The organism is Vibrio sp. 1874, assembly GCF_033344395.1.
Lineage (GTDB): Bacteria > Pseudomonadota > Gammaproteobacteria > Enterobacterales > Vibrionaceae > Vibrio > Vibrio alginolyticus.
This window is the reverse complement of sequence record NZ_JAWPOR010000005.1, coordinates 239,639-263,340: the sequence shown is the minus strand read 5'-3', so window position 1 is coordinate 263,340 and position 23,702 is coordinate 239,639. Positions and strand designations below refer to the sequence as shown.

Here is a 23,702-nt window from a genome sequence, read left to right as displayed (position 1 = left end):
GCATAGAATGATTAGACAACTTGGTTGCAGCTGTTAAATCAATGTAAATAATGGGTGATTATATCCCGATAACTTGTTGCAATAAACAACAAGTTATCCATGACAGGGCGTGAATCACATCAAAAATCCACTTTAACGGAAGATAACTGTCGAAAAAGAGACCAAACGATAAAAAAAGTAAAAAAAGTACTAGACGGCATAGTGTGATATCCGTATTATTCCACTCCGCCGATAGGGCATGCGCCCGTAGCTCAGTTGGATAGAGCGTTGGCCTCCGGAGCCAAAGGTCGAAGGTTCGAATCCTTTCGGGCGTACCATTGCCTCGGAGGATACATCGGTAAAAATCAGTGGTGGCTATAGCTCAGTTGGTAGAGCCCCGGATTGTGATTCCGGTTGTCGCGAGTTCAAGTCTCGTTAGCCACCCCATTCTTTCTTTTTTAGATTGAATGCGGTAGCATTGCTCCCAATCTTGATTCAATCAAGATAAAACATCGTCGGTGAATAGCGCAGCTTGGTAGCGCATCTGGTTTGGGACCAGAGGGTCGGGGGTTCGAATCCCTCTTCACCGACCACTATTTAGTTTATGGCTCTAATAGAGCGGTAAACAGCAAAAATTGATGGTGGCTATAGCTCAGTTGGTAGAGCCCTGGATTGTGATTCCGGTGGTCGCGAGTTCGAATCTCGTTAGCCACCCCATTAATTAAGGTGACTTCTTAGTTGAAGTGTCCTGTCTGATTTGAGAAAATCAGCAAATACAGTTCGGTGAATAGCGCAGCTTGGTAGCGCATCTGGTTTGGGACCAGAGGGTCGGGGGTTCGAATCCCTCTTCACCGACCACTATTTAAAGCCTCAGTCGAAAGACTGGGGCTTTTTTGCATCTCTCCTGAAAAGAATCGGCATTCCATTTCAATTTTTCCCAAAAGTGTACAGCTCTAGGGGCTTTTGACCACCTATGATCCAAATGCTTTTCGAGCTGACAAAATAAACCCCAGAGCAGTGTCTGGGGTTTTGTAGTTTTCTAATCCGCTGCTTTTATTGGGCGAGTGTTTTAAGGATTTCTTTCAGTTCTACCGTTTCTTGGATTTCAAAACTTGGCGTTATATCCGTTGAGTTGCTTGCGCCTGTCGCATTCACCCATACACTCAAAATGCCCATATTGTTAGCGCCAGCAATGTCAGCAGGTAAAGAGTCGCCCACGTGTAGAGCCTCTTCTGGTTTTACTTCGACCAAGTCGAGCGCTTTTTGGAAAATACTTGTAGCAGGTTTCTCTTCTGGCTCTTCTCCTCCCACAATAATATGGTCCACCCAGTTGCTCATTTGTGTCGCGTTTAATTTAGGGTGTTGAGAAAAAATCGGGCCGTTAGTGATCACGACGAGTTTGTAATGTTGACGAAGGTCGCTGAGCATTTCTTTTACACCAGGGAAGAAAGTGAACGCGCCCATACGTGCAGAGTCAAAGTAGTCTTGAGCTTGTTGAGCCTCTTTTGCAGTGATGCTGACGCCTTGCTCCGCCAAGATGTTTTGGATCAGGCCACAACGGAAGGCATTTTCATCGGGTAGCAGAGCAACAAGGTGAGGGAACTCAGCATTCAGCTTTTTGTATACACCCTGTAAGTAGCGCTGCAAAAAAGCTTTTGGCTCAGTCACTTGTGGGTAGGTTTTATGAATCCAAGTTGTAAACGCTTGTCCTGCAACTTTATCGGCTTGTGACGTTGCACATAAAGTCTCGTCCATATCAAAAAAAATCGCTTTAAGCACAGGGGCTCCTTTTATTTACGGCTTGGCTTTGACACTGTTCATCTATTATCCCACTCTCAATTGTGTCGTAAAGGGTTAAAACCGGCGAGTTTTCTTATGACGTACGAATGAAGATAGCGGTACTTTCCTTTGCTTAGTCAATAAACCGCTTAAGTGGCGCATAATCTGCATTGGAGCAGGATTTGTGTGGTTTTGCTGTTTTGTTCACGTTTTGACCTATCCTTTCTCTTCCTAAGTTTGGCTTTTTGTATTTGCCGACTATTTTATTAATAGTTTTTTATGTTGAAAAAACACTTTTTGCATATGATATTGTTTGTTAAATGTTAATAAATGCACATGAATAATATGGTTAATGATCTTGTTTAGCTCATGTTTGCTTTTAGAGCATTTTTCTAGTTTTATTGGTGCATGACGCACAAAAATAGTGTGATATGAAAATGGTTAAATACTTGTTAATGCATTTTTATTCGCTAATTGTGCGTTTATTTAATGTTTTTTCGGCGGAATATACTTTAATTGTTGCTTTTTTGTGTGATTTTTGCCAAATTATTTCCGCATTAAGATTTCAGAGTATTATTCTGAATTTGAACGGATTCATTCAGGTGATGAATGGTGCCTTTGGCATGATTCGATACCACAGACAAGGCAGTAGAGGTCTGAAATGTCACTATTAGAAGTGAAAAACCTTCGTATTGAATACCCATCCCGACACGGCGTTCACGCTGCCGTGAAGTCACTTTCTTTTCATATTGAACGTGGTGAAATCGTGGGTGTTGTTGGCGAATCAGGTGCGGGTAAATCCACCGTTGGTAACGCCGTTATTGATTTGCTTAGCCCTCCAGGTCGCGTTGCTAGCGGCGATGTTTTCTTGGATGGAGAAAAAATTTCTGGCCTATCACCAGAAGCGATGCGTAAGGTTCGCGGCTCGAAAATAGGTTTTATTTTCCAAGATCCGATGACCTCGCTCAATCCACTTTTTACTGTTGAGCAACAGCTGAAAGAGACGATCCACGCCAACATGAAGGTCTCTGATGAAGAGGCGTATCAGCGCGCGCTTTCTCTTATGCAGCAGGTTGGTATTCCGCAACCAGAAAACCGCTTAAAACAGTACCCGCACCAATTCTCTGGTGGTATGCGTCAGCGTGTTGTCATTGCCATTGCTTTGGCTGGTGAGCCTGATCTCATCATTGCGGACGAACCAACTACAGCGTTAGACGTTTCTATCCAAGACCAAATCCTCAACTTGATCCGCGAGCTGTGTATCAAGAACAATGTCGGCTGTATGTTGGTTACTCACGATATGGGTGTCGTCTCCAACGTCACCGATCGCGTGGCGGTAATGTATCGTGGTGACTTAGTGGAGTTTGGACCAACAGCCAAAGTATTGGGCGATCCTGATCACTCTTATACTCGCAGTCTAATTTCAGCGGTACCACGTTCAGACAGAAAGCTAGATCGTTTCCCGTTAGTAAGCTATATAGAAGAAGCGGCGGAAATGGAGCCACTCGATATCAAGAACCACTGGTTAGGACAAAGCCAAGATGAGCGTGAGTACGCTGGCCCGCTTTTGGACGTGAAGAACGTCAATCTTCGCTTTGTGACCAAAGACTCTTTGTTCGAGAGCCGCCGAGAATACGTGCAAGCATCTAATAATGTGAGCTTTGAAGTGCACGAAGGCGAAACCTTTGGTTTGGTGGGCGAGTCTGGTTCAGGTAAATCGACCATTGCACGTGTGATTGCTGGTTTATACCAACCTAACTCTGGTCAGGTGAAATTCGAGGGCATTGACCTGACCGCTTTAACCTCTGAGAAAGAGCGCCGCCCGATGCGTCGTCAAATGCAGATGGTGTTCCAAAACCCGTATACTTCAATGAACCCTCGTATGAAGGTATTTGATATTATTGCTGAGCCAATCCGTTTTCATAAATTGACGAAAAACGAGTCGGAAACTCGCCAAATCGTGAATGACCTATTGGATCATGTTGGTTTGGGTCGAATGGCTGGGCTAAAGTATCCTCATGAATTCTCCGGTGGTCAGCGTCAGCGTATTTCTATTGCGCGTGCGTTGGCGACTCGTCCTCGACTTTTGATTTGTGATGAACCGACCTCAGCACTGGACGTATCGGTACAGGCACAAATTCTAAACTTGCTGAAAGATCTGCAAAGTGAGCTGAACTTGACTATGTTGTTTATCAGCCACGATTTACCTGTTATTCGTCAGATGTGTGACCGAGTAGGTGTGATGCAAATGGGTACACTTTTAGAAGTGGCACCAACAGAACAGTTATTCACGGCACCTCAACACGAATACAGCAAAAAATTGATTTCTCTGATGCCGGAGTTTACAGGCTTGCGAGAAGAGATCGAAACGGCATAAACCAAGCAATTCGCTTGGCTAACCTTTAGTCATAACAAAGACGCAAACACAACAACAAGGGATCCGTATCCCCGCATGAAGGAGTTATGCAAATGAAAACCATGAAAAGCAAATTAGCAGTGGCGCTAATGGCTGCGGGCCTAAGCTTTAACGCAATGGCAGCAGATATCAAAGTTGGCTATGCAGCTGACCCAGTATCGCTTGACCCACATGAGCAGCTATCAGGTGGCACACTGCAAATGTCACACATGGTATTTGATCCGTTGGTTCGCTTTACTCAAAAAATGGATTTCGAGCCTCGCCTAGCGGAAAGCTGGGAACGTATTAACGATACGACTGTTCGTTTCAAACTGCGTGAAGGTGTGAAATTCCATTCTGGCAATACTCTAACGGCTGACGACGTCGTGTGGACGTTCCAGCGTTTACAAAGCTCTCCTGACTTTAAAAACATCTTCGACCCGTACGAGAAAATCGTCAAAGTTGACGACAACACGTTCGATCTTGTAACTAAAGGTCCTTACCCACTAGTGCTGCAAACCGCAACGTACATTTTCCCAATGGACAGCAAGTTCTACACTGGCAAAACTGCGGACGGCAAAGATAAGTCTGAGCTAGTGAAGCACGGTAATTCATTCGCATCGACTAACGTTTCTGGCACGGGTCCATTCATTGTGACTTCTCGTGAACAGGGCGTAAAAGTGGAATTTGAACGCTTTAAAGATTACTGGGACAAAGAGTCGAAAGGTAACGTTGATAAGCTAACGCTTGTGCCAATTAAAGAAGACGCAACTCGTGTAGCAGCGCTGCTTTCTGGCGGTGTTGACATGATTCACCCTGTAGCGCCAAACGACCACAAACGCGTTGAAGATGCTGACGGCATCGACCTAGTTACGCTACCTGGTACTCGTATCATCACGTTCCAACTAAACCAAAACAGCAACGAAGCATTGAAAGACGTTCGCGTTCGCCAAGCGATTGTTCACGCAATCAATAACGAAGGTATCGTGAAGAAAATCATGAAAGGTTTCGCAACGGCCGCTGGTCAGCAAAGCCCGGCAGGTTACGTAGGTCACGATGACAAACTGGTTCCTCGCTACGATTTGAAGAAAGCGAAAGAACTGATGAAAGAAGCGGGTTACGAAAACGGCCTGACGCTAACGATGATCGCACCAAACAACCGTTACGTGAATGATGCGAAAGTAGCACAAGCGGCGGCGGCAATGTTGTCTAAGATCGGTATCAAGGTTGATCTGAAGACCATGCCAAAAGCGCAATACTGGCCAGAGTTCGACAAGTGTGCGGCAGACATGCTGATGATCGGTTGGCACTCAGATACGGAAGATTCGGCGAACTTCAACGAGTTCCTAACCATGACTCGTAACGAAGAAACTGGTCGTGGTCAGTACAACTGTGGTTACTACTCAAACCCAGAAATGGACAAAGTGGTTGAAGCTGCGAACGTAGAGACGGATCCTGCGAAACGTGCAGAAATGCTGAAGGGCGTAGAAGCGACACTATACAACGACGCAGCATTCGTACCGCTACACTGGCAAAGTGAAGCATGGGGCGCGAAGTCTAACGTGAAAGCGGCAGATATCGTTAACCCAATGGTAATGCCTTACTTCGGTGACCTAGTGGTTGAATAATCACGGTTAGTCGACTTTGAGGAGGGATGGATTTCCCTCCTCAACTTAAAGCACTCGACTCAGTTTTGTTTCAGTCGGATTGAGTTGGTTATTTAGACTGAATTTTCTCTCTAATTTAGAGATCTATGGATAGTTAAGGGGCAAGGAATGTTTTCGTTTCTGGTCAAGCGCCTGTTTCAGGCACTGATAGTGATGTTTGTGATCAGTTTGGTGGCGTTTGCCATTCAGGACAACCTGGGTGATCCGCTGCGTGAGCTTGTAGGTCAGTCGGTTTCGGAATCGGAGCGTCAAGCGCTACGCGACGACTTGGGCCTGAACGATCCCTTTATCACAAAGTACACGCGCTTTGTGGGTAATGCATTGCAAGGTGATTTGGGTACCTCATATTTTTTCAAGCGACCTGCGGTTGAGGTGATTCTCGACAAGCTGGTAGCTACATTAGAGCTCGTGTTTGGCGCGACGCTTATCATCATTGTTTTCTCTATTCCGCTTGGGGTGTACTCTGCGATTCATCCTAAGAGTGTTTTTACCAAATTTGTCATGGCGATGAGCAGTGTCGGTATCTCGATTCCGGTGTTCTTAACCGCAATCATGCTGATGTATGTCTTCTCTATAGAACTCGGTTGGCTGCCTTCCTACGGGCGGGGCGAGACCGCTAATGTGCTCGGTTGGGAATCTGGCTTCTTTACCATTGATGGTATCAAGCACCTCATCCTACCTTGTATTGCGCTAGCGTCTATCATGTTGCCGTTGTTCATCCGCTTGGTGCGTTCAGAAATGCTGGAAGTTCTGAGTTCGGAATACATTAAGTTCGCCAAAGCAAAAGGTTTGAACTTACAAAAGATTTATTACCAACATGCACTTAAGAACACCATGCTGCCAGTATTGACAGTAGGTGGTGTGCAGATTGGTACCATGGTGGCCTACACCATTCTTACTGAAACCGTGTTCCAATGGCCGGGCACTGGCTTCCTTTTCCTAGAGGCAATCAACCGTGTAGATACACCGCTGATCACTGCCTACGTTATCTTTGTTGGTCTGATCTTCGTGGTAACCAATACCATCGTTGACTTGCTGTACGGCATCATCAACCCAACTGTGAACCTAACTGGAAAAGGAGCTTAATCATGAGCCAATCAAATTTAACACCAGCTCCTGCTCCATCAGCGTGGCAGCGTTTCAAAGAGTCAGATTTTCTGTATTACTTCAAACGCGACAAAGTGGCGATGGCGAGTTTTACCGTCTTTATGATGTTCTTAGTATTGGCATTGGCTGCACCGATTCTTGCGCCAACAGATCCGTACGATCTGACGTCTATCGACATCATGGATTCTGAGTTGCCACCTTCGTGGATGGAAGATGGCGATGAGCGTTTTGTTCTTGGTACTGATGAGCAAGGCCGTGATATTTTATCGACCATTCTTTACGGTTCTCGTTTGTCTTTGACGATCGGCTTTTTAGCCGTCGGTCTTCAGTTGATTCTGGGTATCATCATTGGTTTGTCGGCGGGTTACTTCGGTGGTCGTATCGATAGCTTCTTGATGCGCTTTGCCGATGTTCAACTATCGTTCTCAACCATGATGGTGGCGATCATCGTATCGGCCATTTTCAAAGCCAGCTTTGGCAGCGATTTTTACAGCCAATACGCAGTGGTGATGCTGGTGGTGATCATCGGTGTGGCTGAATGGCCGCAATACGCACGGACAATTCGTGCCTCGGTATTGGCAGAGAAGAAGAAAGAATACGTCGAAGCGGCGCGTGTGATGGGCTTTAAAGCTCCGCGAATCATGTTCCGTCACATTCTGCCAAACTGTCTATCGCCAATCTTGGTTATCTCGACGGTACAGGTAGCGAACGCGATCATGTCGGAAGCGGCACTGTCATTCCTAGGTTTGGGTCTTCCTGTTGATCAGCCGTCACTAGGTGCGCTGATCAGCATCGGCTTTAACTACATCTTCTCAGGTGCGTGGTGGATTACTGCCTTCCCAGGCATCGTGCTCGTAACATTGGTTTTGGTTATCAACCTGTTGGGCGACTGGCTACGTGATGTATTCAACCCGAAACTGTACAAAGGATAAGAATTTTCCCACCAAGCGTTGTAAATTCGCTTAATTCCTTCCTAAACTGAGAGCCGGATGCAAATTCCGGCTCTTTTTTTGCTAGTTATTCTTTGTTCACATTTTTTTGGCGCTTTGCCGCCATAATGACCTTACCCACTAATTTAGAGTGAAGTGTATGGAAATGAAGAAGGCACAACACCCATCTCGTATCTTCCAAGCAAGCCTAGCTTTCGGCTTGTTGCTGGTATGCGCCCAGTTTTCTAGCCCAGTATCGGCGGAGGAGTTCCTTTGCCAAGCCACTCAAGCCAGCGAGAAAGAATTACCGATGCTTGAGAAAACGTGCCCAATTGGTAACGGAGTATGGGGAAAGAAAGTGCCGCAGGGGGGCAACTACCTTTACTGGATTCAATGCGGATTGCTACCCAAGCCTATGTCTCTCGCGAAAGCTAAGCCTCTCTATAGTAAAATCACGACTGACGTATGGATGAAGCCTGAATCCAAAGGCTATCGCTGTTTGATTGGACCTTACAAGGCATTGTCTGATGCGAGGGATGACTTACGAGGAGTCAAAACCTTGTCGAATTACAAAGAGGCGTTCATCCGAGTGGTTGGGAAAGGGACGAAACAACCAGTAACACCACCTACACCTAAATCTACTGTATCGTCGAAATCAGCCGCATCTTCGGTTAAGCCAACACCGACGGTGACCCCGAAACCCGCGCCAGTTCCTGCTGTGCGATCTGATACCGACGCCTTTAAAGCGCGGGCAGAGAAGCCAGATACCAAGGCAAAAAGTTCACGTGATAGCTCTTCGTCTACGCCTGTTGCTAAGACCAAAGCGAAGCCAATTGTCACTGGAAATGATGACATTGAAGTTCGGTTGAGAACTTCAGTACAGGGCAAAACGTACGTGGTCCCATATTTACTCGATCACCATAATCAGTTTTACATGGAACATGGTAAGCCGTGGAACCGCCTCAACTACGAAAACTCGCACAAAATATGTCAGCAACTGGGTATGAGCTTAGCTAACCCTGCAGAGTTTAAAGCGCTGAGGGCGTCTGGGGTGATGGAAAAAAATCAATGGCCACTGCAACTGCCGTATTGGGGCAAAGATAAGAAAGGTTTGTTCGCCGATCGTGAGCCCAATCAGCTCACCGGGACCTCATTATTGAACGTGGTGTGCGTGAAATAACGACTCAGATATTGTGGTCAAAATATAGAAGAAAGCCCCGAGTTCGGGGCTTTTTTGCGGTCTCAAATATTATCGCTATTTAAGTGGCGTTTCTTTGTGATGCGTTTGCTAATACGCTCTACCACTGATATTCATCTCATTTTGCGAATTATTTTCACTGAACTTGTCGGCAGAGAGTCTATTCGTCATAATGTTACTTGTAACATTACTGATAAATCACATATTTATGGCTCAACAGAATAAGAAAACTCGTACGACATTGCAGGATGTCGCAGACCAGGTTGGCGTCACGAAGATGACCGTTTCACGCTATATGCGTAACCCTGAATCGGTGGCAGAAAAGACTCGGGCCAAGATTGCGACTGCGATTGAAGAGATGGGTTACATCGAAAACCGTGCACCGGCGATGTTGTCAAAGTCCTCCAGTAAAGCCATTGGTATTTTACTGCCGTCTTTGTCCAACCAAATTTTTGCTTCCTTTGTTCAGGGCATAGAGATGGTGACCAAAGCCAATGGCTATGAGACGCTTTTAGCGCATTTTAGCTACGATGAGCTTGAAGAAGAGCGCAAGATCGCGTCATTACTCTCTTATCAAGTCGATGGGCTTATTCTAACTGAAAGCCATCACACGCCGCGTACATTACAGATGATCAAAAATGCGGGCATTCCGGTGGTCGAAACCATGGAACTGCCATCGGAGCCGATTGATATGGCGGTTGGACTCGATCATGAAGATGCGTCGTACACCGTGGTTAAGCAGATGCTAGATACGGGGAAGCGTACAATCGTCTATTTTGGCGCGCGTCTGGATACGCGAACCAAATTGCGGATGCAAGGTTACGATCGCGCGATGACAGAAGCAGGGCTAGAACCTAAACATGTATTAACTGGTGATCATTCGAGTTTTTCTTTAGCGCATGATTTGCTCGAACGTGCACTGGAAACGCACCCAACGCTCGATGGGGTGTTCTGTACCAACGATGACATCGCAATTGGCACCATGCTGAGTGCGCAGCAACGTGGCATTCAAGTTCCACAGCAATTGGCAGTGGCGGGCTATAACGCGCTGGATATCGGTCAAACCATCAGTCCGAAACTGACCAGCGTTGATACGCCGCGTTTCCAAATTGGTGTAAAGAGCGCAGAGCTATTAATTGCGCGCCTGAAAGGCGAAACGCAAGAAGAAAAAGTCTTCGATATGGGTTATCAGATCACGTCGGGAGAGAGTGTTTAACTAATTGTTAACTGCTCTTTGTATTCGCTCATCAATGGTATTGGTAGGTTAGGGTATGGCACATCAGCTGGATGCATTGGATCTCAACTTAATGCGTTTATTAAAAGCCGTGGTGGAAAACCGCAGCATCAAGCTGGCCGCAATGCAGCTTGGCATTTCTCAACCGAGCGCCAGCCGCGGTGTGATGAAGTTGAAGCAAGTGTTTGATGACCCGCTTTTTGTGCGTAAAGCACATGGGGTAGAGCCATCACCCATGGCGATTCGTCTCGCCGCCGAGTTCGACAATATGGTTGCGCCACTGGAAAAAGTGGTGCAAGAATTTGAAGTGTTCGACCCACTGCAATACCAAGGGCAGATTGCGATTGTAACTGACCCTTATTTGATGGATGAACAAGGGCAGCGACTGCTCACTGGTTGTCATCGAGCCTTTCCCAAAGCGCACTTTGCCTTTTCCAGCTGGAATACTTACTCGCACGATGAAATGTTAGAAGGCGAGCACGATTACTGCATTCTTGACCAAGAGACCGAGCTGTCGAAAGACATTTACATGCGCCCGTTATTCGTTGAAAAACGAGTGATTTTGGCGCGCAAAAACCACCCAACGTTGTCGAAAGTCAGCAATGATTGGGACACGGTGTCCAAACTACCACTCGTCTCTTTGCCTGCGCCTGCGTCATATAAACCGCTTTGTACCGTGGAGTCCGAGTATCGACGCATGGGTTATGAGCCAGTAGTGTTACTGAAGTCCTATAATTTGCGTTTGGCTTGCCAAATGTTGCAAGAAACCGACGCGATTATGTATGCCAGTCAAAGCTCGGCATTGTTGATGCCAGAACTCGCCTCTTACGCAATGCCACCCGTTAATCGTGAGTTTAGCCAGTTTGTTGTCTCTGGCGGTTTCCTTCAAACCAACCGCAACCATCCTTTGCACAGACACCTACATAAAGTGGTGCGACAAACCCTCAACACGCCTCTGATTTTTACGCAGTGATGTCACTTTATGGCATCGGCTGAATGAGAGTAGATGCTTTAACCTTATCAATATTGTGTGATTACATAGACAACTTACTTCTTAAGATATTCAAAAATGAATATCTCAATTACCTGTCTCTTTTTCCTACCCAGCGCTAACCTTATCTCAAATAGTCAGGAGAAGTGGCTCATTTTTATCTTTTTAACTTTTTGAATGTCGATACAGGTACGCGGCATTCACCATTCTCCGTTATGCATTTTTTTAATTTCTGATGGAGGATTAATCATGCTAGTTGCACGTCTATTTTTATTGCTCGCCATCGTTGCCGAAGTGGCTGGCACCAGCACTATGTCTCTTATCGGACAAGGGCACGGGTGGTGGGGCTACATCGTAATGTATGTGCTGATCGCAATCTCTTACTACTTTCTCGCGTTTGCCGCGAAGAAAATATCGATAGGTGTGGCATACGCTGTTTGGGAAGGGTTAGGTATCTCGTTGATCACCGTGGTGTCGATCATCGCCTTTGATGCCAACTTAAACCATCAAGAATTGTTTGGTTTGATGTTAGCCGTTGTTGGCATTGTGTGTGTGACCTTAGGGGAATCACATGGTCAACCTAACGCCAAGAAAAATGCCGATAAACCGGCAAAAGAACGTTCATTTTCTACTAGTACAAGGTGCGAATCATGAGTCAATTTTTTACGATGTCATTTGGATTTGTCGTGATGGCTGCCTTGGTCGATATCATGGCCAATATGGCGCTGACACGCTCAAAAGGCTTTAAATATAAAAGCTGGGGCATTGCGGCGATTGTGTTGGTACTGACAGCATTCACGCTGTTGGCACAAGCGGTGAAAGAGATCGACTTAGCCATTGCTTATGCCTCTTGGGGTGCGATCGGTATCTTGGGTACCGCAGTGGGTGGAGCCTTGCTGTTTAAGCAGAAACTCAAACCAATCGGCTGGTTTGGTATCTTTGTGGTGATTGCTGCCGTCGTAGTGATGAAGACCGCTTGATGTAATTTACTGAATGCTAGATATCGTCATTCTGAGCAGCAAGAGACGAGCGTGATTCAGAATCTACCAACAAAAAGTGCTGTGGAAGAGGGGTTTTCTCTGGCTTCACAGCACCTTGATATTAGATTCCTGATCTCGCCTAGGCTCGTCGGAATGACGGACTCATTCATTTTTAAAAAGAACAGAGGCCAATCCTAAAGTTCGTCATTTTGAACAGCAAGAGACGAGCGTGATTCAGAATCTACCAACAAAAAGTGCTGTAGCAGAGGGGATTTTCTCTGGCTTCACAGCACGTTGATATTAGATTCCTGATCTCGCCTAGGCTCGTCGGAATGACGGATTCATTCGTTTTTAGAAAGAGCGGTGGCCAATCTCAAAGCTCGTCATTCTGAATAGCGAGGGACGAGTGTGATTCAGAATCTACCAACAAAAAGTGCTGTGGCAGAGGAGTTTTCTCTAGCTTCACAACACGTTGATAGTAGATTCCTGATCTCGCCTAGGCTCGTCGGAATGACGGATTCATTTTTTTAGAAAGAGCAGTGACCAATCCTAAAGCTCGTGATTCAGAATCTACCAACAAAAAGTGCTGTGGTAGAGGGGGTTTCTCTGGCTTCACAGCACGTTGATATTAAATTCCTGATCTCGCCTAGGCTCGTCGGAACGACGGATTCATTTTTTTAGAAAGAGCAGTGACCAATCCTAAAGCTTGTCATTCTGAACAGCGAAGGACGAGCAAGATTCAGAATCTACCAACAAAAAGTGCTGTAGCAGAGGGGATTTTCTCTGGCTTCACAGCACGTTGATATTAGATTCCTGATCTCGCCTAGGCTCGTCGGAATGACGGATTCATTCGTTTTTAGAAAGAGCGGTGGCCAATCTCAAAGCTCGTCATTCTGAACAGCGAGGGACGAGTGTGATTCAGAATCTACCAACAAAAAGTGCTGTGGCAGAGGTGTTTTCTCTGACTTCATAGCATGTCGATATTAGATTCCTGATCCTGCTGAGGCTCGTCGGAATGACGGATTCATTCGTTTTTTAGAAAGAACTGAGGCCAATCCCAAAGCTTGCCATTTTGAAAAGCGAGGGATGAGCGTGATTCAGAATCTACCAACAAACAGTGCTGTGGCAGAAGTGTTTTTTCTGGCTTCACAGCACGTTGATAGTGGATTCCTGATCTCGCCTAGGCTCGTCGGAATGACGGATTCATTCGTTTTTTAGAAAGAACTGAGGCTAATCCCAAAGCTCGTCATTCTGAACAGCGAGGGACGAGCGTGATTCAGAATCTACCAACAAAAAGTGCAGTGGCAGAGGAGTTTTCTCTAGCTTCACAACACGTTGATAGTAGATTCCTGATCTCGCCTAGGCTCGTCGGAATGACGGATTCATTTTTTTAGAAAGAGCAGTGACCAATCCTAAAGCTTGCCATTCTGAATAGCGAGGAACGAGTGTGATTCAGAATCTACCAACAAAAAGTGCAGTGGCAGAGGAGTTTTCTCTGACTTCACTGCACGCTGATATTAAATTCCTGATTTTGCTTAGGCTCGTCGGAATGACGGATTCATTCGTTTCTAGAAAGAACCGAGGCCAACTCCAAAGCTTGCCATTCTGAATAGCGAGGAACGAGTGTGATTCAGAATCTACCAACAAAAAGTGCAGTGGCAGAGGGGATTTTCTCTGGCTTCACAGCTCATTGATATTAGATTCCTGATCTCGCTTAGACTCGTCGGAATTACGGATTCATTCGTTTTTAGAAAGAGCGGTGGCCAATCTCAAAAACTCGTCATTCTGAACAGCGAGGGACGAGTGTGATTCAGAATCTACCAACAAAAAGTGCTGTGGCAGAGGAGTTTTCTCTGGCTTCACGCATTTTGCTATTAGATTCCTGATCTCGCTTAGGCTCGTCGGAATGACGGATTCATTCGTTTTTTAGAAAGAACTGAGGCTAATCCCAAAGCTCGTCATTCTGAACAGCGAGGGACGAGCGTGATTCAGAATCTACCAACAAAAAGTGCAGTGGCAGAGGAGTTTTCTCTAGCTTCACAACACGTTGATAGTAGATTCCTGATCTCGCCTAGGCTCGTCGGAATGACGAGGTCTTTCTTCTCGCCTTAAACAATAAAGCTTGCGCCTTCTTCTGCACTCGATACGTTTTGGCGGATCACGCTAAACAAGCCTCGTCCCCAAGTTTGTTGGGTCGATTCGGTATCGAAATGAATCAACTCGCGACCAGTGGTGTCGCTTAAGTTGTTCAGTTCGCCCGTTTGGCAATCAAGGCGAATCAAATCACCGTTGCGCACCAAACCAATCGCGCCACCACGAATGGCTTCTGGAGAAACGTGAATCGCAGACGGAATTTTACCGGATGCACCAGATAAACGACCGTCAGTCACTAACGCCACTTTAAAGCCCGCTTTTTGCACGTTCCCTAAAATTGGCATCAGCTTGTGCAGTTCAGGCATGCCGTTTGCCGCTGGGCCGTTGTGTGTGACCACAACGATGCAGTCTTTGTTCAGGTCGCCACGTTTGTACGCGGCCTCCACTTCGTGTTGGCATTGGAATACGATCGCTGGTGCCACAATCACGCGTTGCTCTTCTTTCACCGCAGACACTTTCACCACGGCTTTGCCTAAGTTGCCAGTCAATACGCGAGTGCCGCCAGTATTTTGGAATGTGGCGTCTGGTTTGGCGATCACGTCACCGTCTTGGCTGCCTTGGCACGGTGTCCAAGTCAGTTGGCCATCGACAAGGCTCGGCAGCGTCATTTGGTCTTCAAATTCACCAAACACGGGTTTCACATCGCGATGCAAAAGCTCGGATTGGTTCAAGCGGTGCAATAACGCTGGCACGCCCCCCGCGTCTTGGAACGCGTTCATATCGGCTGGGCCGTTCGGGTAAACGCGCGCTAATAAAGGAACCACATCCGACAGATCGCTGATGTCTTGCCAGGTGAGCAAGATGCCAGCAGCACGCGCCACGGCGATCATATGAATGGTGTGATTGGTGCTGCCGCCAGATGCAAGTAGAGCGATGATGCCGTTGACCAAGCTCTTTTCTGTGACCACCTCGGCCAGCGGACGGAAGTGTGCAGAACCCGCCGTCATTGAGGCGATTTTCAGAGCGGCGTGATCGGTTAACGCTTTACGCAGTTGGGTATGGGGATGAATAAACGCCGCGCCCGGCAGCATCAAGCCCATGGCTTCGAACACTAACTGGTTGGTGTTGGCGGTGCCGTAAAACGTACAGGTACCCGCAGAATGGTAAGCGCGACACTCCATATCCAGCAGAGCGTCTTTGCCGACTTCACCCGCTGCGTATTTTTGGCGCACGTCGACTTTCTCTTCGTTGCTGATGCCCGTTGCCATCAGACCCGCTGGTACAAACGCAGTCGGCAGGTGCGCGTAAGACAGCGCGCCCATCAGTTGCCCCGGGGCAATTTTGTCACAGATACCAAGCAGTAATGTGGCATCAAAGACATTGTGGCTCAAAGACAACGCCGTTGATTGCGCAATTAAGTCACGTGAAAACAGCGACATATCCATGCCTGCTTGACCTTGAGTCACCCCATCGCACATCGCTGGCACACAACCTGCGACTTGCGCTGTATGGCCGTAGTCCGCCAGCACTTGTTTGATTTGCACTGGGTAATCTTGGTACGGCTGGTGGGCGCTCAACATGTCGTTGTAGGCGCTGATCAGCGCGACATTGGCATGAGTAAAATCGAGAATATTTTTCTTTTCAGAAGAGCAAGAAGCGGCGACTGCATGGGCTAAGTTACCACAAGATAAACCAACGCGGCCTTTGCCCGCTTCGGCTTGCACTTCGGTGCGAGTAAGAAAGGCAGCGCGCGCTTCACGGCTGCGCTCGGTCAAACGTTGTGTGACCTCAAGAACAACAGAGTGAGTCATTACGCCACCTCGATCGCTTGCATTTTGATTAGCTCAGCGGCAGAGCGTTCCACCACGTCGCTGATGTCTCCGTCGATACTGACGATCAGAGTTTGAGGCTCGTTGTCTGGGCGCTCTAGTGTCTCGAATTGGCTCTTCACCATGTTTTCTTTCATGAAGTGGCCTTTGCGCATACGCATGCGATTAAGGATCAACTCCATATCGCCATCAAGGAACAGGAAGGTCACGTTGTTGTTGCCTTCGCGGATCTGATCGCGGTAAATCTTTTTCAGTGCTGAACAGACAATGATGCCGTGTTCGTTTTTGCTTTCTAGGCTGTACGCCGCATCACGAATGCGTTCTAGCCATGGCTTGCGATCATCATCGTTCAGAGGCTGGCCCGAAGCCATTTTCTGAATGTTCGCTCGTGGATGAAGATCATCACCATCAATGAATTTACGCCCTAGCTTTTTCGCTAGATGCTCACCAATTGTGCTTTTACCACTAGCACAAACGCCCATAACGATGACACTACTACCAGCCATAACTTATCCTCATAACCAAATTTGCGCGTGATCTCAATTTTTGAATTCACTTTAAAATATGGGTTTATCTTATTCATGTTATCGGTAACATGTTACCGGTAACTGAAATAAATGTGAACCATAACACAAACAATAATTCTTAAAGGTGAACCTATGGAGCAATTAACCCAAGCCCCAGATCCTACGTTCCTACTGACGATTGCAGGCCTTGCCATTGCAGCGTTACTCGTTCTGATCATTAAACTGAAAGTCCATGCTTTTGCTTCCCTTACTATGGTGAGTTTAGGTACGGCAATCGCCACTGGCGTTCCTTCAGAGAAAGTCGTATCGACCATGATGGGCGGCTTCGGCGGCACGCTGGCTTCCGTGGCATTGCTGGTTGGTCTTGGTGCGATGATCGGTAAAATTCTTGAAGTGACTGGCGGTGCGAAAGTGCTGGCAGACACTTTGATTGGTCGCTTTGGTAAAGAGCGCGCACCATTTGCTTTGGGCGTCGCTTCATTACTGTTTGGCTTCCCAATCTTCTTCGATGCTGGCCTTGTAGTGATGATGCCAATCATCCTAAGTGTGGCGGCTCGTTTTGGTGGCTCACCAATTAAATACGCGTTGCCTGCAGCTGGTGCTTTTGCGGTTATGCACGCGTTTGTTCCACCACACCCAGGTCCGGTTGCAGCGGCAGAATTCCTTGGTGCAAACATCGGTCTGTTATTGGTGGTGGGTATTCTGGTGGCTATTCCAACTTGGTACCTTGGCGCTTACCTATTTGGTTTGTACGCGGGCAAAAAATTCGATATCCCACTATCTAAAGCCTTCTTTAATGGCGAAGCGATGGTGGATGAGCGCAACGCACCAAAATTTGGCACGGTTATGACCATCCTTGTGCTGCCAGTCCTGCTAATCTGTTTGGATACGGTACTGAACACACTGGCGGTTGCGGGTGTGATTGATGGCAAAACGGCACTGGTTGAGTTCCTACGTATGCTAGGTAAAACTCCAGTCGCGTTGCTGATTACTTTGATTGTCTGTCTGGCTGTGTTTGCCAAAGACTACGGCATGGCAAAACTAGAAAAATTGTGTGGTGAGTCATTGGCTCCAATCTGTGGCGTTATCCTAGTAACGGGTGCTGGTGGCATGTTTGGCGGCGTACTGCGTTCAAGTGGTATCGGTGATGCACTGGCTGACGTTCTTACAGACACAGGTATGCCTGTGATTGTGGCGGCGTTTGTGATTTCAACCTGTCTGCGTGTTGCTCAAGGCTCGGCAACGGTAGCGCTAACCACTACGGCAGCTCTTATCGCGCCAGTTGTGGCTGCATCAACAGGTTTGAGTGAACTAGACCTTTGCTTTATCGTAATCGCGATTGCGGGTGGTGCAACGGTACTGTCTCACTTCAATGACTCTGGTTTCTGGTTGGTATCTCGTTTGCTTGAGATGGATGAGAAAACCACATTAAAAACTTGGACGGTAATGGAAACGTTACTTGGCGGTATCGCGTTTATTATCGTCGCAACATTAAGCTTTATTCTTTAGAGGTTCCCCATGACAACACTTGAACAACGATTAAGAGATATCAAAATCGTCCCAGTTATCGCAATCAACGACGTAGCACACGCTCTGCCACTGGCAAAAGTGTTGGTAGAAAACGGTTTACCATGTGCGGAAGTGACATTCCGCACCGAAGCGGCGGCGGAGTCGATTCGCATCATGCGTGAAGCGTACCCAGAATTGTTGATTGGCGCGGGCACCGTTCTGACCACAGAACAAGTGGATATCGCGATCGAAGCGGGCGTGGACTTTATCGTTAGCCCAGGCTTCAACCCAACCACAGTGAAATACTGTCAGCAACGTGGTGTGACTATCGTACCGGGTGTAAACAACCCAAGCTTGGTTGAGCAAGCGATGGAAATGGGTCTGCGTACGTTGAAGTTCTTCCCTGCTGAGCCATCAGGCGGCGTAAACATGCTGAAAGCACTGACGGCGGTTTACCCTGTGGAATTCATGCCGACAGGTGGCGTAAGCCCATCCAACGTGGAAGATTACCTAGCGCTGAAATCGGTTGTGGCTTGTGGCGGTACTTGGATGGTGCCAACCGCAATGATGGACAACGGCGATTGGGAAGGCATTGCTGAATTGGTGCGCGCAGTTAAGTAAAACGCACAAACGGCTCCGAAATACCCCCGAACGTTAGAAAACGTGATACGAAAAAGGGTCATCAAGTTACTTGATGACCCTTTTGCTTTTTGGAATGAAACGGCTTTAGAAGTGATGCTTCATAAAGCGCTTAATAAAGCGAATGAAATCTGCTTCGGCTAGCTTCGCGCACTTCAATGTTTGGGCGTGAGACAATTCTACATCTCCCAAGCCTTCTGCCATGTTGGTGATCGCACACACTGCCAATACGGGTAAGCCGCAATGCGCCGCAGAAATCACTTCTGGCACGACCGACATGCCCACCACATCACCACCGATGATTTGCATCATGCGGATTTCGGCTGTGGTCTCAAAGTTGGGGCCTGTGTAAGAGACAAACACGCCTTCATTGAGGTGAATGCCATTGGCTTTGCCGACTTCAAACGCTTCTGCTCGCAGGTCTTTGTCGTAGACATTGGCGAGGCTGAAGAACCTCGGGCCGTACTCTTCATCATTCGGACCGATCATTGGCGATTCAGGCATGGTGTTGATGTGGTCATGAAATACCACCAGAGAACCGACATCAATACGCTCAGGGCGAAGGGAGCCTGCCGCGTTGGTGACGAGCAGAAACTCACAGCCCAGCTTTTTAAAGGTGCGCACGGGCGTGGTCATGACCTTCATTGAGCCGTGTTCGTAGTAGTGACCGCGACCTTTCATGCACACTACGTCTACGCCACCCATGGTACCAAGTACCAACTCACCAGAGTGGCCTAGCACGGTGCTAACCGGAAAGCCTTCGAGCTCTTCGTATGGAATGACCACTTTGTCTTGTAGTTCATCTGCCAATACGCCCAAGCCAGAGCCTAAAATAAACGCCGCTTTAGGTTGGAAGTTTGGTTTGCGTTCGCGAATGGTTTGTAGCGCACCGATTACTGGATCGTGATTCATGTTAGTCACCTTCTGGTTGTGTGTTGATTCTATTGTGTGACTTTCTGCGCTGGTTATCTTTGCTTTATTCGCTACTATCATCCTTAAAAAGAGGATGATGAAATTCGCTAGGACTCAATGCATGAAGTCAGAACCATTTGAGCGCGTGACGCTGAAGATGCTGCGTTACTTTTACGAGGTCGCACAAACCAAGCATTTCACTAAGGCGGCCGAGAACCTCAATATCACCAATTCGCCGTTGAGCAATCGCATCAAAGAGTTGGAAGAGGTGCTTAACGTCAAACTGTTTGAGCGTGATTCAAGAAACGTCATGCTGACGGAGGCCGGGCGATTGTTGGAGTCCAAATGCCAACTGATTTTTCAGACCTTGGATGTCTCGCTCAATCAAGTTCAGCAAGTGGGGTTGAACCAGAGAAACATTTTGCGAGTTGGTGTGGTAAGTAGCGCATTTTGGGGCGGATTTGATCGTCTGTTACAGCGCTTCCATGCTGAGCATGACACTTATCACGCCGACATTTTTGACCTCAACCCAGAGACGCAAAAGAAGCACCTTAGCGAGAAGAAAATCGATGTGGGCATTGTGCGTTTTGCTGATGCACTCAACATTTATCCGTATCAGTCGGTATCTTTGGGCAAAGATGTGTTTGTGGTGGCGGTGTCGGAGCAACATGAGTTAGCCAGCAAATCTTTGCTGCGGCTCCAAGATTTAAAGACGTGTGAGTTTGCGTTTATGAGTTTGGCGAATTCTGCCTCGGCAAACTTCATCATCAATGCCTGTCTGCAAGAAGGCTTTTCACCCCATCTTGGCAAACAAGTGGTGGAGCCAAGCACCTTGATGGCGTATGTGGCAAACAGCAATACCGTGACGTTGGTGCCGTCGACGTTTTCTCAGCATCATTGGCATGGGATTCGTTTTATCAAGCTGAAAGAGTCACTGCGTGCAGACTTGTGTCTGATTCATGACGGTAAGCAGGAGAGTGCTATCAAAGCCGAGTTTATTCGCACGTTATTGGAGAATGCGAGTTAAGCATGGTCTAACAAAAAAAGGTCATCCTAAGATGACCTTTTCAAATGATTCGCTGAAATCAGCAATGCGATTAGCGCGCAATTAACGCATCGTTACGAACTCTTCAGAGCCCGTTGGGTGGATAGCCACAACAGAGTCGAAGTCTGCTTTGGTTGCGCCCATCTTCATTGCTACGCCGAAGCCTTGGATCATTTCATCTACCGTGAAGCCGATGCCGTGTAGGCCAACAACCGTTTCTTCTTCGCCCGCACATACAAGCTTCATCTTACATGGTTGACGGTGCTTAGTAACAGCGGTGTACATCGCAGTAAAGCCAGATGTGTAGACTTTGATGTTGTCTTTGCCGTACTTCTCTTCTGCTTCTTGCGTTGTTAGACCGATAGTGCCGATTGGTGGGTGGCTAAATACCACAGTTGGTACCAAATCGTAGTCCATCTTCGCGTTTGGTTTGTTGTTGAAAAGACGCTCAGAAAGTTGACGACCCGCTTTCACTGCTACTGGTGTTAGTTCGATACCGCCTTCCATGATGTCACCCACACAGTAGATGCCTTTCACGTTGGTTTCTTGGTATTCGTCTACCTTGATGTAGCCTTTTTCGTTCGTTGCCACACCGGTTGACGCTAGGTTGATTGCGTCTGTCGCTGGGTGACGACCGATTGCCCAAATCAGTTGGTCAACGTTTTGGCTTTCACCGTTTTCTAGGTGCAGAGTTAGGCTGCCATCGGCTTCTTTTACCACTTCTTTTGGTACAGAGTGGGTGTGCAGTTTTGGACCTTCTGCGTCCATCACTTCAACCAACGTATCGATGATCATTGGATCGAAGCTACGCAGTGGTGACTCTTTACGTACGAACAGGTGCGTTTCTGTACCTAGCGCGTGCAGTACGCCAGCAATTTCAACTGCGATGTAGCCAGCGCCCACAACCGCAACGCGTTTTGGTTGCTCTGCTAGGTCGAAGAAGCCGTTTGAATCGATGCCGTATTCAGCGCCTGGAATGTTTGGAATAGTAGGACGACCACCAACCGCGATCAGGATGTGATCTGCTGTGTAGTGTTCACCGTTTACTTCGACAGTTTTTTCGTCAACAAACTTAGCAAAGCCTTTAATCACGTTTACTTTATTGTTGCCTAGAACGCGATCGTAAGATTGGTGAATACGACCGATGTATGCCTGACGGCTCTCAACCAGTTTGCTCCAGTCGAAACCTTTCACGTCGACATCAAAACCGTAATCTTCTGCGTACAGGTTCATCGCTTCTGCGATTTGCGCGCCATGCCACATCACTTTTTTCGGTACACAACCTACGTTTACACAGGTACCGCCAAGGTCTTGAGCTTCGATTAGCGCAACTTTCGCGCCGTACATCGCCGCACGGTTTGCAGATGCGATGCCGCCACTGCCGCCACCGATACAGATATAGTCAAAATGAGTCGCCATTACTTTCTCCAAGAGCTTATAAATTTTATCTGGTACATAGATAGATTGGGATGACCTTGCCCGAACTCAATGCCACCGTTATCCCACTATCATAAATCGAATTCGACTAATTCCTAAATGGGAAAAAGCGACAATACTTATGACAAATAGCGATGAGAGGCACAAAAAGAAGAATAAGCACGATTGGAGGGAGAAGGTGAGAGCATAAAAAAGCGCAACGAGAATATCGTTGCGCTTGAAGATATCAGTACTGAAGTGCTTACTCTGGCACAATCCAGTCCACTTTCCAGTGGCCAGTTGCTGGTGCGATCGCGTCTTGCAGGAATGGCAGAATTTCTTTCATCTGGCTTTCCAGTTTCCAGGGCGGGTTAATCACAATCATGCCGGATGCCGTCATGCCGCGCTCGTTGGTATCTGGTGCAACACCTAACTCGATTTGCAGAATTTTACGAATGCCCAGTGCTTCCAAGCCTTCGATCATATCTTCGATGTCGTGGCGGTTTACCACTGGGTACCAAATCGCGTAGATACCGGTTGCCCAACGTTTATGGCTCTGATGAATCGCTCGTACCACATCGCGGTACTCTTTCGCGAGTTCGTATGGTGGGTCAATCAGCACCAAACCACGACGCTCTTGTGGCGGTAAGCTTGCTTTGAGGCGTTGGAATCCGTCTTCTTTGAAGATGCTCACTTGGCGATCACGATGGAATTCTTGCTCTAACAATGGGTGATCGGCCGGGTGCAACTCGGTCAGCACCATGCGATCTTGTGGGCGGATTTGCGCGCGCGCCACACGTGGTGAGCCTGGGTAGTAACGCAGCTTCTCGCCATTGTTGAGCACTTTAATGGCATCGATGTAGCTTTTGATGTCTTCAGGAATGCTTGGGTTATCCCAAATACGTGCGATGCCTTGTTTGTATTCGCCCGTTTTTTCAGACCATTCGTGAGTCAGATCGTAACGGCCCACACCCGAGTGGGTATCGTGATAAACGAATGGCTTATCTTTTTGTTTCAGCGCATCAAGAATGAGGCTTTGAACGATGTGTTTGACCACGTCGGCATGGTTGCCAGCGTGGAAGCTGTGGCGGTAACTTAACAAATTAAACTCTCGAAACACTCTTTGGCTGAGTGTGGTCTGTGATTTTCACTCTATGGCGGTATTATACTCAAGTAACTTAAAGATGTAGAACTTCCAATCAAATCTGTTCCTCTGATAAGGGGACGCTATTGAAATTTCTTTAAGTCACCCACACTTACTATTGGTAATCGAATTGAACTAGGTGAGTTTCTCGCACTCAAAAGGGTGTGAAATTTCATTTAGGTATAACAAGACTCAAGGACAGAGTAGCGCTGGTTGACTATATGATGGTCATCGCGGCATAGAGAAAGGGAACGGAGCTCCCCCAATCCATGTTGCTGGCTCGTCTGTACATTGAGTTGGCCTATCTACACAAAATAGACAGGCAATC

The 23,702-nt window shown here is 47.4% G+C and carries 18 protein-coding genes and 5 tRNA genes; 17 read left to right on the top strand and 6 right to left on the bottom strand.

Annotation, left to right across the window (positions count from 1 at the left end; genetic code table 11):
- The first annotated feature begins 240 nt into the window (after positions 1–240).
- The 5 genes from R8N46_RS13100 to R8N46_RS13080 all read left to right on the top strand — a co-directional run bounded on the left by R8N46_RS13100 (position 241) and on the right by R8N46_RS13080 (position 837).
- Positions 241–317, top strand: a tRNA-Arg gene (locus R8N46_RS13100).
- Positions 318–350: 33 nt separating this feature from the next.
- A tRNA-His gene (locus tag R8N46_RS13095) sits at positions 351–426 on the top strand.
- Positions 427–495: 69 nt separating this feature from the next.
- Positions 496–572, top strand: a tRNA-Pro gene (locus R8N46_RS13090).
- Between the two features lie 48 nt (positions 573–620).
- Positions 621–696, top strand: a tRNA-His gene (locus R8N46_RS13085).
- Between the two features lie 64 nt (positions 697–760).
- A tRNA-Pro gene (locus R8N46_RS13080) sits at positions 761–837 on the top strand.
- 195 nt (positions 838–1,032) lie between these two features.
- On the opposite strand, the gene R8N46_RS13075 is transcribed toward R8N46_RS13080, so the two are convergent.
- Complete coding sequence (locus R8N46_RS13075) at positions 1,033–1,758, bottom strand: HAD family hydrolase (protein ID WP_005379107.1); 726 nt, start codon at positions 1,756–1,758, stop codon at positions 1,033–1,035.
- A 661-nt stretch (positions 1,759–2,419) separates the two neighbouring features.
- Between R8N46_RS13075 and R8N46_RS13070 the strand changes: the two genes are divergently transcribed.
- The 9 genes from R8N46_RS13070 to R8N46_RS13030 all read left to right on the top strand — a co-directional run bounded on the left by R8N46_RS13070 (position 2,420) and on the right by R8N46_RS13030 (position 12,259).
- Positions 2,420–4,135 (top strand): ABC transporter ATP-binding protein, encoded by a 1,716-nt coding sequence (locus R8N46_RS13070; protein WP_115385638.1) that lies wholly within the window; start codon positions 2,420–2,422, stop codon positions 4,133–4,135.
- Between the two features lie 92 nt (positions 4,136–4,227).
- The gene (locus R8N46_RS13065; RefSeq protein ID WP_005379109.1) at positions 4,228–5,781 is read left to right on the top strand and encodes an ABC transporter substrate-binding protein; all 1,554 of its coding nucleotides are present in this window, start codon (positions 4,228–4,230) and stop codon (positions 5,779–5,781) included.
- A 147-nt stretch (positions 5,782–5,928) separates the two neighbouring features.
- Positions 5,929–6,906 carry an ABC transporter permease gene (locus tag R8N46_RS13060; protein ID WP_005379110.1) on the top strand — a complete coding sequence of 326 codons (978 nt, stop codon included), beginning with the start codon at positions 5,929–5,931 and terminating at the stop codon, positions 6,904–6,906.
- A 2-nt stretch (positions 6,907–6,908) separates the two neighbouring features.
- Positions 6,909–7,859, top strand: coding sequence for an ABC transporter permease (locus tag R8N46_RS13055; protein ID WP_005384239.1), 951 nt, complete (start codon positions 6,909–6,911; stop codon positions 7,857–7,859).
- 157 nt (positions 7,860–8,016) lie between these two features.
- On the top strand, positions 8,017–9,036 hold the full coding sequence (locus R8N46_RS13050) for an SPOR domain-containing protein (protein WP_213972334.1): 1,020 nt from the start codon (positions 8,017–8,019) through the stop codon (positions 9,034–9,036).
- Between the two features lie 226 nt (positions 9,037–9,262).
- The gene (locus tag R8N46_RS13045; protein WP_017636149.1) at positions 9,263–10,270 is read left to right on the top strand and encodes a substrate-binding domain-containing protein; all 1,008 of its coding nucleotides are present in this window, start codon (positions 9,263–9,265) and stop codon (positions 10,268–10,270) included.
- Positions 10,271–10,325: 55 nt separating this feature from the next.
- Positions 10,326–11,261, top strand: coding sequence for a LysR family transcriptional regulator (locus R8N46_RS13040; protein ID WP_005379132.1), 936 nt, complete (start codon positions 10,326–10,328; stop codon positions 11,259–11,261).
- Between the two features lie 267 nt (positions 11,262–11,528).
- Positions 11,529–11,933, top strand: coding sequence for an SMR family transporter (locus tag R8N46_RS13035; RefSeq protein ID WP_005379135.1), 405 nt, complete (start codon positions 11,529–11,531; stop codon positions 11,931–11,933).
- Positions 11,930–12,259 carry an SMR family transporter gene (locus R8N46_RS13030; RefSeq protein WP_085570076.1) on the top strand — a complete coding sequence of 110 codons (330 nt, stop codon included), beginning with the start codon at positions 11,930–11,932 and terminating at the stop codon, positions 12,257–12,259. Before R8N46_RS13035 ends, R8N46_RS13030 begins: the two co-directional genes overlap by 4 nt.
- Before the next feature lie 2,108 nt (positions 12,260–14,367).
- On the opposite strand, the gene edd is transcribed toward R8N46_RS13030, so the two are convergent.
- Both edd and R8N46_RS13020 read right to left on the bottom strand, forming a co-directional pair.
- The gene (gene edd / locus R8N46_RS13025) at positions 14,368–16,164 is read right to left on the bottom strand and encodes a phosphogluconate dehydratase (protein WP_169628351.1); all 1,797 of its coding nucleotides are present in this window, start codon (positions 16,162–16,164) and stop codon (positions 14,368–14,370) included.
- Positions 16,164–16,688, bottom strand: coding sequence for a gluconokinase (locus tag R8N46_RS13020; RefSeq protein ID WP_053349770.1), 525 nt, complete (start codon positions 16,686–16,688; stop codon positions 16,164–16,166). Before R8N46_RS13020 ends, edd begins: the two co-directional genes overlap by 1 nt.
- A 153-nt stretch (positions 16,689–16,841) precedes the next feature.
- Between R8N46_RS13020 and R8N46_RS13015 the strand changes: the two genes are divergently transcribed.
- Positions 16,842–18,218 (top strand): GntP family permease, encoded by a 1,377-nt coding sequence (locus tag R8N46_RS13015; protein WP_012841240.1) that lies wholly within the window; start codon positions 16,842–16,844, stop codon positions 18,216–18,218.
- Between the two features lie 9 nt (positions 18,219–18,227).
- On the top strand, positions 18,228–18,839 hold the full coding sequence (locus tag R8N46_RS13010) for a bifunctional 4-hydroxy-2-oxoglutarate aldolase/2-dehydro-3-deoxy-phosphogluconate aldolase (protein WP_025624148.1): 612 nt from the start codon (positions 18,228–18,230) through the stop codon (positions 18,837–18,839).
- A 105-nt stretch (positions 18,840–18,944) separates the two neighbouring features.
- Here R8N46_RS13010 and xapA read toward each other — a convergent pair whose 3' ends face one another.
- Positions 18,945–19,769 carry a xanthosine phosphorylase gene (gene xapA, locus R8N46_RS13005; protein ID WP_213972335.1) on the bottom strand — a complete coding sequence of 275 codons (825 nt, stop codon included), beginning with the start codon at positions 19,767–19,769 and terminating at the stop codon, positions 18,945–18,947.
- Between the two features lie 121 nt (positions 19,770–19,890).
- Between xapA and R8N46_RS13000 the strand changes: the two genes are divergently transcribed.
- On the top strand, positions 19,891–20,796 hold the full coding sequence (locus tag R8N46_RS13000) for a LysR family transcriptional regulator (RefSeq protein WP_162497013.1): 906 nt from the start codon (positions 19,891–19,893) through the stop codon (positions 20,794–20,796).
- An 81-nt stretch (positions 20,797–20,877) separates the two neighbouring features.
- Here the strand turns inward: R8N46_RS13000 and gorA are convergent, their stop codons facing one another.
- Positions 20,878–22,233: a glutathione-disulfide reductase gene (gorA, locus tag R8N46_RS12995; RefSeq protein WP_005379157.1), complete on the bottom strand. Its 1,356-nt coding sequence runs from the start codon at positions 22,231–22,233 to the stop codon at positions 20,878–20,880.
- A gap of 259 nt (positions 22,234–22,492) precedes the next feature.
- Entirely contained in the window at positions 22,493–23,332 is an 840-nt protein-coding gene (locus R8N46_RS12990) for a 23S rRNA (adenine(2030)-N(6))-methyltransferase RlmJ (protein ID WP_005379158.1), read from the bottom strand.
- Positions 23,333–23,702: the final 370 nt, after the last annotated feature.